Source organism: Ureibacillus xyleni (assembly GCF_900217795.1).
Classification (GTDB): domain Bacteria; phylum Bacillota; class Bacilli; order Bacillales_A; family Planococcaceae; genus Ureibacillus; species Ureibacillus xyleni.
This window is the reverse complement of the sequence record NZ_OBMQ01000004.1, coordinates 136,088-152,679: the sequence shown is the minus strand read 5'-3', so window position 1 is coordinate 152,679 and position 16,592 is coordinate 136,088. Positions and strand designations below refer to the sequence as shown.

Below are 16,592 nucleotides of genomic sequence, written 5' to 3'. Positions count from 1 at the left end.
GCCTCATTAGTTTATGCGAAGAGAACAAAAGGGGGTACTGTAGGGTTCAAAACAAATTAATCTAGATTCATTTGATTAACAATTTTTTGTTTGTTATGATTCATTTCCTTTTTTATAAGTTCAATATTTTGCTCATGACAAATTTGAAGCTCGCTTAAATAGTTATATCCTTCAAGGAGATTTTGGCTATCCCTCCCCTTTTGAATTGCTTCACGTAATTCCTTAATATACGTCAATGCCACCATTTTACGAAATTTTATTTCTTCAACAATATCCGTTATGTGACCATGACCTGGAATTAAATAATCAATCAAATGGCTTTTTAAAATGCTATCTGTTTTGTGTAACGTTGCTTCATATTGCGAACTACTCTCATAAATAAACGGGAATTCAATATCTGACAAATAATCTCCCGCAAGCCATATTCCTAAAGGTTCAATGATGGCATAGATCCCATCATTTGTATGCCCTTCTGCTTGATAAAAAGTTAAAAACGTATCACCTATATTTAAAAATTGTCCTTCTTCATTCACCACAATATCTACTGAAGGGTAAAGGATTGGATGTTGTCGGTCTAGGTAGTACTGGTCATCAAATTTTTTCATCTGCTTCACAATGTCTTCTTTATTTTCTTTTTGTGCAAAAGTGCTACTGGCAATAACCGTTGCATCTTGGAAAGCGCCGTATCCAATTACATGATCCCAATCAGAATGTGTGAAAAGGATATAAATTGGTCGGTCGTTTTTGATGTTGTCAACATGTTCGCGAATGGCCTCTACTTCAAAGGGTAAAAGGTTTGGATCAACGACAATGATACAATCCTTTGTTTGAATAACCGTCGAAGTAGTTTTATATAAAAGACTTTGGAAAACTGTGAAATCACTATTTTGATATTGAATCAATCTATTTCACTCCAATCCGCTTTTTCTTAAATATTTTACCCGAAAGTATCGAAAAAGTGTAATTCCAACGTACAGCGGAAAAAGTATACTTTTGGCGAATACTAGCGTTTGCTAAGGAATTTTCTATTAAGGCATCTAATTTTTCTATTAACTTAGGGAAATTTTCTATTAATTGCACAAAACTTTCTATTACCAGCAAGAAAAAACCCAGTATCCCAAACCTTCAAGGACACTGGATTCTCCAATACTATTCTTTCAGTTGGAACATTTTCACAGAAGTTTCAAGTTCTTCTGCCATTTTCGTTGATTCAAATGAACGATGAGAAATATCTTGAATACTCGCTGTTGTTTCTTGGGCAGCTGCTGAAATACCTTTCATCGTATTCTCTATTTCGTGAATCGATTGTGTTAACTCATGAATCATTTCAACGATTGTATCCGACTTTTCTGTTTCAGACGATAATAAATCGGAAATATTTGTAATATCATTTACCGTTTCAGAAACGGCAGTGGAAATATTGTGGAGAGCATCAGCAGTTAATTGTACTGTTTGTGCACCTTTTTCAATAAACTTCCCATTTTCGCTAGAAGAAATCATCACATTCCCAATGCGTTCCATTATGTCTTTTACAAGTTTTTCGACTTCTGTTACTTCTTTGTTCGATTGTTCCGCTAGTTTACGAACCTCTTCTGCAACTACTGCAAAGCCTTTTCCATGCTCCCCTGCTCTTGCAGCTTCAATGGACGCATTTAACGCCAATAAGTTAGTTTGGGAAGCGATAGAAGAGATTGCTGTTGTAATCGTTTGAATTTTCGTTGCAGAATCAACTAAATGTTGAATCGTGTTACTTACTTCTTGGGAACCATTGCGAATTTTTTCCATATCTGCACTAATTTCTTGTGCACGTTTTTCCCCTTCATTGGCAATTTTCATCGTTTCATTAGAGTTAACGACTGTTTGATCCGCTCTAGCTTTCATACTTTGTAAATTATCAGCTAGTGAAGTTAAAACGTTTGACGCATTATCTGCATTATACATACCATCTCGCATTGCACCTGTTACATCTTCAATATGATCTGCCACCATTTGAACTGCAGAATTCATTTCAGTTAATGTGCTTGCTGTTTCCGTGGCGTTCGTTGTTAATTGATTGGAAGTCGAACGCATAGTAGAGATGATGGATTGTAAATTCGATGCCGTTTGATTTAATGTATTGGATAAATCGGCAATTTCGTCTTTTCCTTTTATCTGTGTTTCAGTTACCGTTAAGTTCCCATCTGCTAATTGTTTTGCTTGTTCAATTAACTGACTAATCGGTTTTGTTTTACGGTAAATTAACAAACCAGTTACCATCGAAGCTAAAAGCATAGGAATGATACTAATTAAAATCCCTTGACTTACAACTCCCCACGTTCTTTCTGTTACGATTTTAGCATCAAAATCGATAACGTTGATGGCAATAATTTCTTTTGTAGGGTCATGGTCTTTATAAATCGGCGCATATCCTGATAAACGTTCCATCCCTGCATGTTCATATGCTTCAGAATAAGTCGGGTGCCCCATTTCGAGTAACATGGAAATCGCTTTTTCATCGATATAAAACTTATCGCCAATATTGACCCCTTTTTCTTTTAAATTATTATCAAGGGCGAGTACATTGCCATCTAGGTCTAATATGTATTGAGTTTCAAAAATTTCTTTATGATCGATTGTCCAATTCAGTTGTTCACTAATACTCTCTTTTGCTGCCATGTCGTCGTTTAGTGCTTTATCAAGTACAGCTGGGTTAATTAAACCCGTCGTAATATTGGCACATCCGTAAGCTTCAATCCCGGCAGCCTCATAAAGTTTATCGTACGCAGTATAATATGTAGCGGCAGAAGTAATTGCAAGCATGACAACAAGAATTCCTGCGATGATCGTTCCTAATTTAAACGTTAATGTCTGCATAAATTTCATTTTTTCTTACCACCTTCTAGAGAACCATTCTAGTATTAAAAACTCTAGTCTATCATACTATGAAAAGATGTATTGAGGAAGAATGTTTAGATATTTATCGAGTTTTTTTATGAAATTTGTCATGTAATTGACATATAGCCTAAGATTTTGTAAAAATATGTAAAAAGAGTCCATATCACGATGGACCCTATTTGTTAATCTTTAAATTTTCTCATTCGATCTAATAATAAACCGTCTGACTTATCGTTTTCACCAATGACAAAATCTGTCATATAATGTTTTAAATATTTTCCATAGTTCGTTTGGTTGTTCAGTAGAAGTTCATCGACATAGTGGGCACCTTTTGGAATATCATCAAGCAACAAGACAGCTAGAGATGCAAAAAGTCCGCATGCTACTTGAAAATAAGTTGCATTCATTTGATACTTCTCGAAAATCTCTTTATTTGATAACACATTGTACATATACTGCTCTTTATCTTTATAAACCATTAACACACCACATAAATCTTCGCCTTCTAACTCACTTTCTAAAGGATTCAAAACTTTCATTTCGAAGTCCCAAATCTGATCTACATTTTTTATATTGGAGCGAATGAGTTTTGTTGTATGCTCATTCACTTTGTAAATAAAACCACTTTCCATATTCAACAATTTTCCTAACGTGTAAACTTCCTCATGGGGCATTAAACAACCGTAAAATTGTTTGTCACCTAATTTCACTTTAAATTCGAGATCGTAAACCTTTTCGTAAAGGAATAGTGGCGTTTGATGCTTCATGAACATCGGGTAACTAAGAATGGCTTCATCGAGGAAACATTCAGGGGACCAAGTAGTATAAACGACATTTTTCTTCGCTACATTTTTATCTTTGAAGAAAGAATTATCATGTTCAACGATGAAACAGGCTAACGGATACGCATCGACCGGCTTATTATTCAATAATTCTATGGCCATCCATTGTACAACCCCTGGATTCATTCCGGAACAAAGAATCGCTTTTGTATTTGTAATGCGATGTCTTTTTCCTTCCATCCAGTTCAATCGTTCAATGAGGCCAAATCCTGCAAATAAGTCTTCATTTTCATCGATATACGGATTTTCAAGGGCAGAATTTACATAGCCAATGCCTAAACTGTTACATGCTTCTAACATTTCTGCAGTGTCTGCCCAAGAAACATCGATGACTAAAGAAGTTTTCGTTATCTTTAAAAGATAGATTAATTTATCCTTTTGACTTAAATCCAGCTGGTGAAAAACAAATTTCTTTTTTAAATTAGGAAAGAGCTGAAAATATTGTTGTTTGTCCACAGGCTTTATATCAATTAGGTGAAGTTTACATTGTGCAAGGACTATATGAATGGGGTCAGTTGGATCAACGGCTGATTTGTTTAGAATGGATAGTATTGCTTTTGCAACACCACCCGCGCTACCTAAAATAGTAATATCACTAGTACGATTTGTCATATATATGATTCACCTCGCCTTCTACTTAAAGCATATGAATTTTAATAGAACCTGTTTAGGTAGAAAACTATTAAAGTGTGAGATTCGCCTATTCAAAATAAAATAAAAGTGTACAACTCGGAAATTGTACACTTAAAGAATTTATTTTAATTGATTAATCGTTTGACCGCGGTTTGAGCTTTGACAAATGGCAGAAATCACTGCAACCCCATCTGCCCCTGCCCGGAGCACTTCTAATGCGTTGTTGGTCGTGATGCCGCCAATTCCGACAATCGGGAAATCTGGATAATCCGTACGTGCTTTCGACAAAAATGAAACTCCTGCAGCAGGTTTGGCATCCGCTTTTGATTGCGTTTCATAAATCGGGCCAATTCCAACATAATCTGCCCCTCCTGCTACTGCTAACTTCATTTCTTCTTCATTGTGAACAGAAACACCCACAATTTTTCCTTTCAATTGTTCTCGAATTTGGGCTAGCGGCTTATCTTCTTGCCCAACGTGAACACCGTCTGCATTGATTTTTATTGCCAGTTCCACATCATCATTTATAATAAACGGGATAGCATACTCTTTACATAAACTTTGACAGGTTAACGCAAATGTTTCATAAGCTTCCCCTTTTAATGCTTTTGCCCCTTTTTCTCGCAACTGGAACATTGTAATTCCAGATTTTAGTGCATCTTCCAAAACTGATAGAGGATTTTCCTTACAATTTTCAGTTCCCATTATAAAATACACTGCCAAATCACTACGCTTCACTTATCATCACCTCGTAATTCCGATGATTTTGATAAGCAAAATGATTTGTTGGACCGTGCCCATGCCCTAAATTTAATGGATGTTCAATGGCTAGTTGTACAAATTTTTTCGCTTCAAGTATTGCTTCTTGCAACGACAAACCTTTTCCTAAAAATGCCGTCATCGCAGCTGAAAAAGTACAGCCTGTTCCATGGGTATGTTTTGTAGCAATGCGTTTGCTCGACATTTTAAAAGAGGTGCCATTTGAAAGGAACACCGAATCTGTTGCAAACTCATCATCTTCAAGGTGCCCACCTTTCATGACCACACATTGAACACCTTTTTCTAAAATTGATTCTGCAGCATGTTGAATATCGGATTGTGTATTCATTGTCATTCCAGTAATCACTTCAGCTTCTGGAATGTTCGGCGTTAGGACCGTAGCAATTGGTAACAATTTTGTCTTTAACGCGTAGACAGCTTCTTGTTGCAATAAACTAGCCCCTCCCTTTGCAATCATCACGGGATCCACTACTATTTGAAGTTCCATCTCTTGAATTTTGTCGGCAACGCACTCAATTATTTCATCTGAAAAAAGCATGCCTGTTTTTAACGCTTTGACATCAAAATCATTGAAAACCGCTGTCATTTGTTGCGATACAAAATCAGGAGTGGTCGGAAAAATAGCTTCCACACCTAATGTATTTTGAGCCGTTAATGCCGTGATTACCGAAGTTCCAAATACTTTTAACTCTTGGAATGTTTTTATATCTGCTTGAATGCCTGCTCCACCCCCACTGTCAGAGCCCGCAATTGTCATTACAACGTCCATTCCACAGCACCTCTTGAAATCGAATGTAATTCATTTAACACGTTTTCTTGGAATGACCCGAGTAAAAGATGCTCACTGGCAATATCTGCGACACGTTTGTAGTCAGTTAACGTTTCAAATAAATTGGATACTGGGTCGCCTTCAAGTGCTAAAGTTGCTGCACAAATCGCACTTAATAAACAGCCTGTACCTGTCACTTGTGTCATAAGAACATGTCCACCTGAAATCCAATGTTCCTTTTCGCCATTCGTTAAGTAATCAGACTCGCCGGTAACAATTACTAGACAATCGAATTTGGATGCCACTTGCTGAGCAACCGTTTGGACGTCCATTTCGCCTTCTCCACTATCAACGCCCTTTGCTTGCCAAGTTACACCTGCAAGTGAAGCTAGTTCTCCAGGGTTACAGCGGATTAATTGAATATCAACTTCTTTTAAAATTTTAGCCACAGCAAGTTGTCGGAATGTTGTCGCCCCAACACCAACTGGATCAAGCACAACAGGAATATTAAGCTCATTTGCCTTTTTTCCAGCTTTTATCATGGACTCTAGCGTTCTAGTATTAAGCGTCCCAATATTAATTAATAGAGCACTTGCAATCGACACCATTTCCTCGACTTCTTCCACTTCATCAGCCATTACAGGAGATGCCCCAATTGCAAGTAAGCCATTTGCTGTAAAATTTGCAACAACATAGTTTGTAATACAATGTACAAGCGGGTTCTTTTCACGGATTTTAGACAAAGTCATATTGTTTTACCTCCTGCTCCCAATTTTCTAGTGTCCAAGGCATTTCCCAAAACTTCCATTCATAATAACAACTCTTTAAAAAGTGGGATTTAAATACTCGTATTTTTTCTGGATTCTGTTCTGCGTATCGATTCATCATCGCTTTTTGATTTTCAATGGATTCTTTAAATTCCGGATTACTATACATCGCAATCCATTCTTCATATAACTTCACTCCAGGTTTGGCATCTTTATATTTTTCGCCAATTTCTTGATACAACCACGGACATGGGAACATCGCTGCAAAGGCCTCTGCCACATCCCCATTATGAACCGCATTATACATATGACTTACATAGTTATAAGCAGCTGGAGCTGGATCAAAATGTTCAATTTCCTCTTCAGATACTTGTAATTCCTTGAAAACCGTTCGATGCAATTCCAGTTCTGCTTCATTGATAAAACGCGCAGAATTTAAAAAATAAGTAATTTCATCATTCGTGTGAGATTTTGAAGCTGCGATGGCTAATATTTTTGTGTAGTGCTTTAAATAATAAGCATCTTGCAACATATAATACTTAAATTTTTCGATTGGAAGACTACCATCTACCAAACCTCTTACAAAAGGATGGTTGAAGCTTCCTTCCCAATACAAATCTGTTTCTTTTCGAACTTCTTCACAAAATGTCATCTTTCTTCCTCCTCTAAATGGACGTAGGAAAACAAAAAACGCCCTTCTCATATGATGACGAGTAGGCGCTTCTCTTCATAAATTGCTCCCTTCGTCTGATTTACGGTTAGTTAGCAATTAGAGATATTTGGCAAAGAAAAAGCCCTCCAAAAAATGGAGAGCTACATGTACAGTAAAAAAATAAGCATACACTTATGCTAAATTTGTACTTTGCTCCCTACGATCGTACTAACGAACAGGTTCAAAGGGTCAGGTTTTAACCTTCTCAGGCACGAGTGCCCCCCCTGCAAATATTCTAATTATGTTCATTCTAGCATAGTTTTCTGATTATTCAAGTTTGAGAGATTATTTAAAATGCGAGCAAACTTGTTTTGACCGGGAAATAGAGTGTTTTGCTCGGGAAATGACTCGTTTTGACCGGGTAATACTGTTTTGCTCGGGAAATTAACCGTTTCGTCCGGGAAATACTGTTTTGCTCGGGAAATCCACCGTTTCGTCCGGGAAATACATTCTTTCGCTCGGGAAATAAATCCAAATCACTTTTTCAAACAATGCATCGCCGCTTCCGCCTCATTCCATGGTACAGAATAGCCCTTCCCCTTTGCACAAAAAATACTTGAAGAAGAATACTCGGGATCAGCATCTTTCCTATAGCCAATTTGTTCAATCACTTCTTCTGCATTATGACAAAGATCATAGCCGTCAAATTGAAGTGACAGCGCTCCTTTACCGTTTGTATAAGCGGCAAAAATCGTACTATAGTTCATAAAGGTCGAAACAGGTGCTCTCCCCATAACAGTGACTTGATTCTCATTCATTTCAGGAGTTTCAAAGGTGCCACTTGCTTGCTGAATGTCTGTCATCATGCGACCTAGATGAGTCAATTCTGCCTTCATCTTAAAGCGGTAGTATGGTTCTAGTAAAACATTTTCTGCCTGTTCAAGACCTTGGCGAAGTGCGCGGAAAGTGGCTTCACGGAAATCTCCACCTTCCGTATGCTTGTTATGAGCTCGTCCTGTTAGCAACGTAAAACCAATATCTGTAATCGGATAACCGGTTAATAACCCATGATGATCTCGTTCAAACAAATGCTTCTCAATTAAGCGTTGATAACCAACTGATAAATCATCCGCGTGGCAAGCATTTTCAAACTTGAGTCCACTACCTCTAGGTGCAGGTTCCATTCTCAAATGAACTTCCGCATAATGTTTCAGTGGCTCAAAATGTCCATAACCCGTTACACAATTATTAATCGTTTCCATGTATAAAATTTTCGGATCCTCAAACACGATATCAATTTGAAATCGTTCTTTCGCCACCTCAATCAACACTTCAAGTTGAATAACCCCCATGACGTGAACATGAATGTCTTGAAATTTTTCACTCCACACCACACGCAATGTTGGTTCTTCTGCTTCCAACATTCGGAAGTAACGTAATATTTCCTTAATATGTTCAGTACCTGAATAAACAACTTTTGCTTGCAATGTGGGCACAAGTTCAAATTCATCTCGAGCAAAGTTTCCGCCAACCATATCACCAATTTCTGCTCCCGACAATCCTTTTACCGCAAATATTTCCCCCGCCTCAACCTGTTGCGCGGCATCAAATTTATTGCCGTTATAAAGCCGGATTTCAGTAACTTTTTCCGACACTTCATCATAATGAATCTCATCTCGAACATGTAAAGTTCCATTCAGCGCCTTGATAAACGTAATTCGTTGATTCAGTTCATCGTGCCGAATTTTAAAAACTTTCCCTTGAAACGGACCATCACTTTGATAGTTCGTAGGAGTTAAAATCGCAAGTTGCTCGAAAAATTCCTTCACTCCGATATCTTTCAATGCGGAACCAACCATACAAATAAATGCTCGTTCATCCTTTATCATTTCTTGTAGTTTTGTAAAGAAAGCAGCGTACTCAATATCGCCTTCCATATATTGCTCTAGAAGAAATTCATCACGTTCTGCAATCCATTCCAATACGTCTTCTGGTAGATAGTTTTCATTGAGCGGCTCAGCCAAATAAAAAGCATCTTCAGAAAAGTCTTTTTGGATTTCTTTCATTACGTTTTCAATGCTTGCTCCGTCACGATCAATTTTATTCAAAAAAATAAACGTGGGAACATGATGTTGTCGTAACAAGTGCCAAACCGTTTCCGTATGACCTTCAATTCCATCAACTGCACTAATAATTAAAATTGCATAATCCATCACACTAATAGCACGTTCCATTTCAGGAGAGAAGTCGACGTGTCCAGGTGTGTCAATTAACGTATAAGTATCTCCGTTAAACTGAATTCGACCTTGCTCAGCAAAGATCGTAATTCCCCGTCTACGTTCAATGCTATGATTATCTAAATAGGCATCTTGGTGATCCACTCGTCCCCTTTCTTTTATACTTTGTGTATGGTAAAGGAGTTGCTCTGAAAAAGTTGTTTTCCCCGCATCAACGTGAGCAAGTACCCCAATTGTTTTAAACATAAAAATCCTCTTTTCCACTAATTTCATAACGTTATTGTAACAGATGTAAAGTAACCCAAACCAAAAATAAAAACCCGCAAATTATTTTAGTAGACATAATATTATTATCTATTAAACACACAAATAAATAATATATACAAAACGATACGTCTCGTTTTATAATTGTGTAAACTTTCCAAATTGTGAGGAATTCTCTATGAAACTATCAAAGTTAGACACAAGTATTGGCGCACTACAATGGTTTATTTTCTTACTAGCAAATTCGTTAACCATCCCCATTATCGTTGGGCAAGTTTTTCAACTTCCACCAGAAGAAATTTCCGGTCTAATGCAAAGAACATTTTTTGTAGTTGGCCTCTCTAGTTTATTATCTGGCTTTTTAGGACATCGCCTCCCGATACCAGATGGACCAGCAGGAATTTGGCTCGCCATTTTTACATTAATGGGTCAGATGGCAATGATTGAAGGGGTTAGTCACGTCAACAATTCATTACAGTTGCTAGAAGGTGCGATGATTTTAGCAGGAATCATTCTGTTAGTTGTAAGCATAACCGGATGGATGACAAAATTACTCACATATTTTACACCATTAGTAAATGGTGTTTACTTAACAATTCTCGGGTTTCAATTGTGTAGCATATTTCTAGAGGGGATGTTTGATGTGAATCCAACGTCTACGTCCATCCAAATGGGCGTGGTTCTTCTCTCTTTTGGTACGTTTCTACTTGTTCTTTTTCTAGGAGTTTGGGGGAAAGGTTGGCTAAAAAGTTATGCTGTTCTCATTGGAATGGTGATTGGATCAGTTCTATTTATTTTGTTCTTTGGTACGCATTCATTTCCTAAAAAAGACTCCATCATTTCATTTCCCGAAATTTTCGCTTGGGGACCACCTAAAATTGATACTAGTATGATTGTTTCAGCGATTCTCGTTGCAATTGTTTTAATTTTAAGTATTATTGCTAGTATCGCGGCAATGAAGCATGTTTTAAGCACCCAAAACGAACATCGAAAGGAAGGTACTTTAAAAAGTGCAGGCGTCATCAGTGGTGCCAACACTATCATTTCCGCAATCTTTTCGGTCGTCGGTGTAGTCCCATATACAGTTACGGCAAGTTTTGTACAAATGACAGGGCAAAATAAAATGAAACCTTACATCATCGCGAGTTTCCTTTTAGCTTTCATTGCTTTTTTCCCTTCCATTTATACGATTTTCGCAATGCTTCCAGGACCGATTGCCAATGGTGCCATGCTTGCTTCGTATACAACGATGGCGGGAATTGGAATAAGTACAGTACTCAAAGAACCACTCGACCAAAGACGCATCACTATTTTAAGCATCTCTTTATCTTTAGGCATTAGCGTGATGTTTTTACCTGAAGTGGTAATTTCCGCCTTTCCACCATTATTGCAATATGTTATTAGCAATGGGGTTATGGTCGGATTAATCACTGCACTAATATTAGAACATGTTTGGAAGACTAAATGAGGGGTGTGAAGATGAAAAGTATTGGAAGACCGCGGAGTGAAGCATCCAAAACGGCGATTTTGCAAGCTGTCATTCAGTTGCTTGAAGAAACACCCTTTTCTGATTTAACAATTGAAAGAATTGCAAATACAGCTGGAGTTGGGAAAGCGACCATTTATCGTTGGTGGAGTCATAAAACTTTTTTAGTTCTTGATGCCTTTTTAATGTCGGTCAATTCAAATTTGAAATTTCATGAAAATACTACATTCCGTGAAAATTTCAGACAACATTTATACAACCTATCTAGCGTGCTAAATAGTTCTCTAGGAAGAACAATCATCTCTCTTGTTGCAGAAAGTGGCGTAAATTCCGAACTTGCCAATAAATTTTATACGGAATATTTAAAGCCTCGCCGTGAAGAATCCCGAATACTGTTAAAAGCGGCAATTGCACAAAGGGAAATCCAACCTTCAATCCATTTAGACATTGTTTTAGATATGTTTTATGGCCCTGTTTACTTTCGACTATTAATTTATAAAAAAGAAGTCGATTCAACTTATGTTGATTCATTAATTAACCAAGTGATGAAAGGAATCACTTAAATAGAGCTTATCACTTGTTGTATCGGGATTTTTCCTGATACAACTTTTATTTCTTTGCAAATGGTAGCGTCACTTTCTAAACAAGCTAAAATAAATTTCGCGACATCTTCTTTTGCAATTTCCCTGTGTTGAATATTTGGGCCAACTTCAACAAGCCCTGTCCCCTTTTTGTCAACCAACGTTCCTGCATGAATAATTGTATAATGACACCGAGATATTTTTAACCATTTTTCAATATAATGATTTTGAATGAATATTGGACGGAAATAAAGTGGTATTTCCCGCGTTTCAAAAGTACTGAGGTAAATAAACCGTTTTACTCCAGCATATGTCGCTGCATCCATTAGTTTCAGCATGTCATCAATCTCAATGAGCGTTTCTTTGTTCTTTTCATCGAGGCTACCTATAATAACAAGTGCATTAATATTTTTTAAAACCTTTACAATTTCCGTTACTTTTTGGTCAAGGTTGATAATTCGTGTGTCAATTCCCATATCGATAAAATATGCTTGTTGGACAGCATTATTAACTAAAGCAACAGCCATATGATGATTGTGCTCAGTAATGTTTTTTATTAATTGCCTTCCTGTTTGACCATTTGCACCAACAATGAGAATGTTCAATTGCTGCACAACCTTTCTTTCGTCCGGTAACAGATTTAAAAAGAGGCTGTGTTAACCCTTTAACACAGCCGGAAACTACTAAGTAAGAGGTTCATTTTTCATTCTTTGAATTTGATGTTTACGGCGCTCATTTTTTTCTTGTAGGTGTTCAAGCTCTTCTTCACCGGCAAACTCCATACTTATTTCGGCTTCACGCATATTATCTAATGTATTTTCAATCATTTCTTCCTTACTCACAAATTTTTTCGGTCTACCTGCAATTTTTTGTGGGTTTTGTTTCATAATAAAAAACCTCCTAAAAATCATTTTCAAACACAGTTTTAGTTTGGTATTGTTTATTGCATTTATACTTAAACAGAATTTTTTCAAGTAAAGTGTGAATAATAACATGGCAAAACTTTAGTGAGGAGGATACATCAATGAACGTTCAAAGAGCACAAGAAATTACCGAATCCGGTGAAATTGCAAATATTTTGTTTAATGGACAACGAGTGTATATTCAACATGTAGATGCAGACAAAGGGACAGCTCGCATTTATCCCCTTGATGATCCCGAAAAAGAACAAGAAGTGGCATTAAATGATTTAGTGGAGCATTAAAATAAAAATTGTGAGAGCAGTATTTGTTCTCACAATTTTCTAAAAGGAGTGTGTTTTTTTGTTTTCAAGAAAGAAAGAAGCGCGATATGCAGCTGGGTTAAATTTCGATATTGAAAATGTTGAGCCCTTCCTCCACCAAGTTTCGAGGGATTTTCTAGATTCGGGGTTTAATAATAAAGAGATAGAAGGCATTTTGTCAGAAATTCATCTTATGAAAGAAGATCACGAACAAAAAGAACTTGGAACTTTCGAAGTCATTTTTAAAGGAAAACCTACAAACATTCGAATCATTGCAGAAATCCATATTGAGGACGATTCAAAAGAAGTTGTCCTTTATTTTTACAGTGTAAAAAAACTTGTAAAGAAGATTGATAAATTGATGATGCAGATTGGAGAAGAACTATACTAAAACATACTACTCCTTTAAATCATCAAAATTTCTCGTATATCTTCCACGGTTAATGTAGAGTCTCTTGGTTCGATAATACTCGAAATCAAATCTTTCTTTTTCTCCTGAAGTTCATACATTTTTTCTTCGATGGTCCCTTTTGCAATCATTTTAATGACTTGAACGACTCTTTTTTGCCCCATTCGATATGCACGGTCCATTGCCTGTTGTTCCACTGCAGGATTCCACCATAAATCATACAAAATGACCGTATCTGCACCAGTAAGGTTAAGCCCAGTTCCCCCTGCTTTTAACGAAATCAGGAAAATATCCCGTTGTCCTTCATTAAACCGATGACAAAGTTCTACTCGTTCCTCTGAAGGGGTTTGTCCATCAAGGTAAAAAAAGCTTTGCCCATTATTCGTTAATTCCCTACCTATCATTTGTAGCATTTTTGTAAACTGAGAGAAAATTAATACTCGTCTACCTGAAACCCGTGATTCTTCAAGTATTTGTAGGAGCTGTTCAAATTTTGCCGAGCTTCCTTCATACCCATCCACAAAAAGTGCCGGATGACAGCAAATTTGTCGTAACCTAGTTAGCCCAGCTAAAATGCGTATCCGATTTTGATGAAACGTATTTTGGTCCAAAGCTTTAAAAGCATCATGGCGCAACTTGGATAAAAATGCAGCATAAAGCTTTTTTTGTTCTGCTTCAAGTTCTGATACAACAATTGTTTCCTCTTTTCCAGGTAATTCAGTTAGCACATCATTTTTTGTGCGTCGAAGTAAAAATGGTCGTACTTTCCGCGCAATGTTTTTTCTTGGCAAATAACTAAAATCCTCCAGCTTTTGAAATAAATGTGGAAACACTACATGATAAATCGCCCAAAGCTCTTCCAATGAATTTTCGATTGGCGTTCCAGTTAGGCCAAAACGGTTTGTTGCCTGTATATTTTTTACTACTTTAAAGGTTTGAGTCATCGGATTTTTAAAGTTTTGTGCTTCGTCAAAAAAAACAGTATGGAATTTTTGATTTTCATACCACTTTCGATCTCGTAGAAGCAATGGATACGAAGTGATAATTACATCAATGTTCTCAAGTTCTTTTTGAAGTCTTTCTCGCTCTTCCTTTTTCCCATCGATAATAATTGCTTGTATTTGTGGAGCAAAATTCATCATTTCCCCAAGCCAGTTATAAGTTAAAGAGGATGGGCAGACAATCAATACGGGCTCACCCGACTGTCGAATCGTACCTAGTTCTGAAACAATAAATGTGATACTTTGTAACGTTTTGCCAAGCCCCATATCATCTGCTAAAACGCCGCCAAACCCGTATTGTGACAGAGCTTTCATCCATTGATATCCTTGTTTTTGATAGTCCCTTAAAATCGCGTTTAAATCAGGAACTTCAAAAGTTAGTTTTTCTGGGTGTAGTAATTGGTTTACAAAATCGCGGAAAGATTGCTCTGCCATAAAGGCGTCACTGTCTTCGATTATATCCAAGAACTTCAAACTTTCCGTAATTGGTATATTAAAGGTTGCCTCGTAGTTCGTCTCCTGCTCAGGAATCTCATTTAAGAAACGGTGAATTTCCTCCATTTCCTTTGTTTCTAATGATAAAAGCGACCCATTTGGCAAACGATAATATTTTTGTTTCAATTTTAGAGCCTTTAGGAATTCTTGAATTTGCCGATCTTTTATCCCATCCATTTCAAACTTAAATTCGAGCCAATCCGTCCGTTCCTTTTGTACCTTTACGCGAATTTTTGGGAAAACATGTTCCTTTACGAGACGCGTTCGAACAGCTGTCGTCATATAAATTTGCGTTAATGGGCTCAGTTTGGGCAGAACATGATATAAAAAGTCATATTCAAGCTCTTCATTTTGCATATAATAGCCGCCCTCTGTAATAGTAAACCCACTATCCCTCATGAGCGTAAGAATGTTCTCTTCACTAGCCAAATCCCGTATAATCCTATTGGGAAATTCTCGATGTTCTAACTGCTGAATCACAACGTTTTCATAATGAAATTCTATACTTGCAAGAAGACGATTTTTCAACCGATCTAAATATAATTTTGCAACTAAAGGCGTTTTCCTCATCTCAGCTTGGACCGCGCTTGATAATTGAAACTCCCCAATTCGATTAATTTTAGGTACCACATTGTTTAAAAAATGATCCAGCTGATTTTTTTCGATAACGAGTTCATCATTTGGAATGATTTTCATTATCTCAGTAAAACGATCAAAGTCCTCTGCCTGTAATAAATATAACTTCCCCTCAAATAGCACACAGCCATAACCATGAAAAACGGTTAAAAATTCATATCCATTTACGAATAATAGATAGTGATCTTCTGCTTTTTCGAGGCAAAAGTGAATGGGAAGTGGGCCATCGATTATAGAAATTGGATAGTGCTGAAGGGAAAAATTCGGAGTGTTTTTCATCAAAGGAATCAACCGTTCAAAGGATGATGGTGGAATGATTAAACTTTTTGAAATCTCATAGTCAATTTCATCATGTACAATTTCATTTAAAATAGACAATATCTCATCAACTTCCTTAGAAAAACAGTGTTTCTCTCGGTCATATGTAAAGGAAGAAGTTATTTTAACAACATTTTTTTTAAATAAGTCCCGAATGTTTACAACAAACTCATGAATCCTCATCTCTAATGCAAAGAAATGATCATACCCTGTGTGAATAGGCGCTAATAAAAACTCGACATCCAATTCTTCCCGTGTTTCAAAAAATTGTTGATGCCCTCTTTTTTGTTTCGGTTTATTTTCAAAAATTGACATGAACCCATTTGTTAGTTGCTGTTCTTTTAATGCAATGAATGTAGCCGCCACATGTTGACAAGCCTTTTTAAACGTTAATAATGAAGAACAGCTACACGTTGATTGGAGATTTCCATTAGTGTTTTTTATTGTTACATGAAAATTTTCTACACCTTGAACAACTGCTTCACAAATATCCGGCTCGTTTTTTAGAATGTGTACTTTATTTCCCCGATAAAAGTAGTCGCCTTTTTTGAAGGAGACGGTACCACACAGATCGATAATGCGTTTTTGAGTTATAGTTATATTCATGATTTCCGCCTCCTTTCTTC

At 36.8% G+C, this 16,592-nt stretch carries 16 protein-coding genes and 1 riboswitch; of the genes, 4 read left to right on the top strand and 12 right to left on the bottom strand.

Features of this window, described 5'->3' with window-relative positions:
- Nucleotides 1–56 precede the first annotated feature (56 nt).
- The 9 genes from CRO00_RS07845 to CRO00_RS07810 form a co-directional block, all read right to left on the bottom strand.
- Nucleotides 57–902 carry an MBL fold metallo-hydrolase gene (locus tag CRO00_RS07845; RefSeq protein WP_097073128.1) on the bottom strand — a complete coding sequence of 282 codons (846 nt, stop codon included), beginning with the start codon at nt 900–902 and terminating at the stop codon, nt 57–59.
- Nucleotide 903: 1 nt separating this feature from the next.
- The gene (locus CRO00_RS20110; protein ID WP_161946635.1) at nt 904–1,080 is read right to left on the bottom strand and encodes a hypothetical protein; all 177 of its coding nucleotides are present in this window, start codon (nt 1,078–1,080) and stop codon (nt 904–906) included.
- 69 nt (nt 1,081–1,149) lie between these two features.
- The gene (locus CRO00_RS07840) at nt 1,150–2,862 is read right to left on the bottom strand and encodes a methyl-accepting chemotaxis protein (protein WP_097073127.1); all 1,713 of its coding nucleotides are present in this window, start codon (nt 2,860–2,862) and stop codon (nt 1,150–1,152) included.
- A gap of 194 nt (nt 2,863–3,056) precedes the next feature.
- Entirely contained in the window at nt 3,057–4,328 is a 1,272-nt protein-coding gene (locus CRO00_RS07835; RefSeq protein ID WP_097073126.1) for a saccharopine dehydrogenase NADP-binding domain-containing protein, read from the bottom strand.
- A gap of 141 nt (nt 4,329–4,469) precedes the next feature.
- Nucleotides 4,470–5,087, bottom strand: coding sequence for a thiamine phosphate synthase (gene thiE, locus CRO00_RS07830; protein ID WP_097073125.1), 618 nt, complete (start codon nt 5,085–5,087; stop codon nt 4,470–4,472).
- Complete coding sequence (gene thiD, locus CRO00_RS07825; protein WP_097073124.1) at nt 5,077–5,898, bottom strand: bifunctional hydroxymethylpyrimidine kinase/phosphomethylpyrimidine kinase; 822 nt, start codon at nt 5,896–5,898, stop codon at nt 5,077–5,079. Before thiD ends, thiE begins: the two co-directional genes overlap by 11 nt.
- Nucleotides 5,886–6,647 (bottom strand): hydroxyethylthiazole kinase, encoded by a 762-nt coding sequence (thiM, locus tag CRO00_RS07820; RefSeq protein ID WP_097073123.1) that lies wholly within the window; start codon nt 6,645–6,647, stop codon nt 5,886–5,888. The genes thiD and thiM overlap by 13 nt, the downstream gene beginning before the upstream one ends.
- Nucleotides 6,634–7,317, bottom strand: coding sequence for a thiaminase II (gene tenA, locus CRO00_RS07815; RefSeq protein ID WP_097073122.1), 684 nt, complete (start codon nt 7,315–7,317; stop codon nt 6,634–6,636). The genes thiM and tenA overlap by 14 nt, the downstream gene beginning before the upstream one ends.
- A gap of 197 nt (nt 7,318–7,514) precedes the next feature.
- Nucleotides 7,515–7,612: riboswitch (TPP riboswitch) on the bottom strand.
- A gap of 241 nt (nt 7,613–7,853) precedes the next feature.
- Nucleotides 7,854–9,800, bottom strand: a complete 1,947-nt coding sequence (locus tag CRO00_RS07810; RefSeq protein WP_097073121.1) for an elongation factor G — start codon at nt 9,798–9,800, stop codon at nt 7,854–7,856.
- Nucleotides 9,801–9,996: 196 nt separating this feature from the next.
- Here CRO00_RS07810 and CRO00_RS07805 point away from each other — a divergent pair, with 196 nt between their 5' ends.
- On the top strand, nt 9,997–11,286 hold the full coding sequence (locus tag CRO00_RS07805; RefSeq protein ID WP_097073120.1) for a purine/pyrimidine permease: 1,290 nt from the start codon (nt 9,997–9,999) through the stop codon (nt 11,284–11,286).
- Nucleotides 11,287–11,297: 11 nt separating this feature from the next.
- On the top strand, nt 11,298–11,867 hold the full coding sequence (locus CRO00_RS07800; RefSeq protein ID WP_161946634.1) for a TetR/AcrR family transcriptional regulator: 570 nt from the start codon (nt 11,298–11,300) through the stop codon (nt 11,865–11,867).
- Here CRO00_RS07800 and CRO00_RS07795 read toward each other — a convergent pair.
- Together CRO00_RS07795 and CRO00_RS07790 are read right to left on the bottom strand one after the other, a co-directional pair.
- Nucleotides 11,864–12,490, bottom strand: a complete 627-nt coding sequence (locus CRO00_RS07795; RefSeq protein WP_161946633.1) for an NAD(P)H-binding protein — start codon at nt 12,488–12,490, stop codon at nt 11,864–11,866. The genes CRO00_RS07800 and CRO00_RS07795 overlap by 4 nt on opposite strands.
- A gap of 78 nt (nt 12,491–12,568) precedes the next feature.
- A complete protein-coding gene (locus tag CRO00_RS07790; RefSeq protein ID WP_097073117.1) occupies nt 12,569–12,772 on the bottom strand; it encodes a small acid-soluble spore protein Tlp in 204 nt (67 codons plus the stop codon).
- A 137-nt stretch (nt 12,773–12,909) separates the two neighbouring features.
- Here CRO00_RS07790 and CRO00_RS07785 point away from each other — a divergent pair, with 137 nt between their 5' ends.
- Both CRO00_RS07785 and CRO00_RS07780 read left to right on the top strand, forming a co-directional pair.
- The gene (locus tag CRO00_RS07785; RefSeq protein ID WP_097073116.1) at nt 12,910–13,089 is read left to right on the top strand and encodes an H-type small acid-soluble spore protein; all 180 of its coding nucleotides are present in this window, start codon (nt 12,910–12,912) and stop codon (nt 13,087–13,089) included.
- A gap of 58 nt (nt 13,090–13,147) precedes the next feature.
- Complete coding sequence (locus CRO00_RS07780; RefSeq protein WP_097073115.1) at nt 13,148–13,498, top strand: hypothetical protein; 351 nt, start codon at nt 13,148–13,150, stop codon at nt 13,496–13,498.
- 14 nt (nt 13,499–13,512) lie between these two features.
- Here CRO00_RS07780 and CRO00_RS07775 read toward each other — a convergent pair whose 3' ends face one another.
- A complete protein-coding gene (locus CRO00_RS07775) occupies nt 13,513–16,572 on the bottom strand; it encodes a DEAD/DEAH box helicase (protein WP_097073114.1) in 3,060 nt (1,019 codons plus the stop codon).
- Between the last annotated feature and the right edge of the window lie 20 nt (nt 16,573–16,592).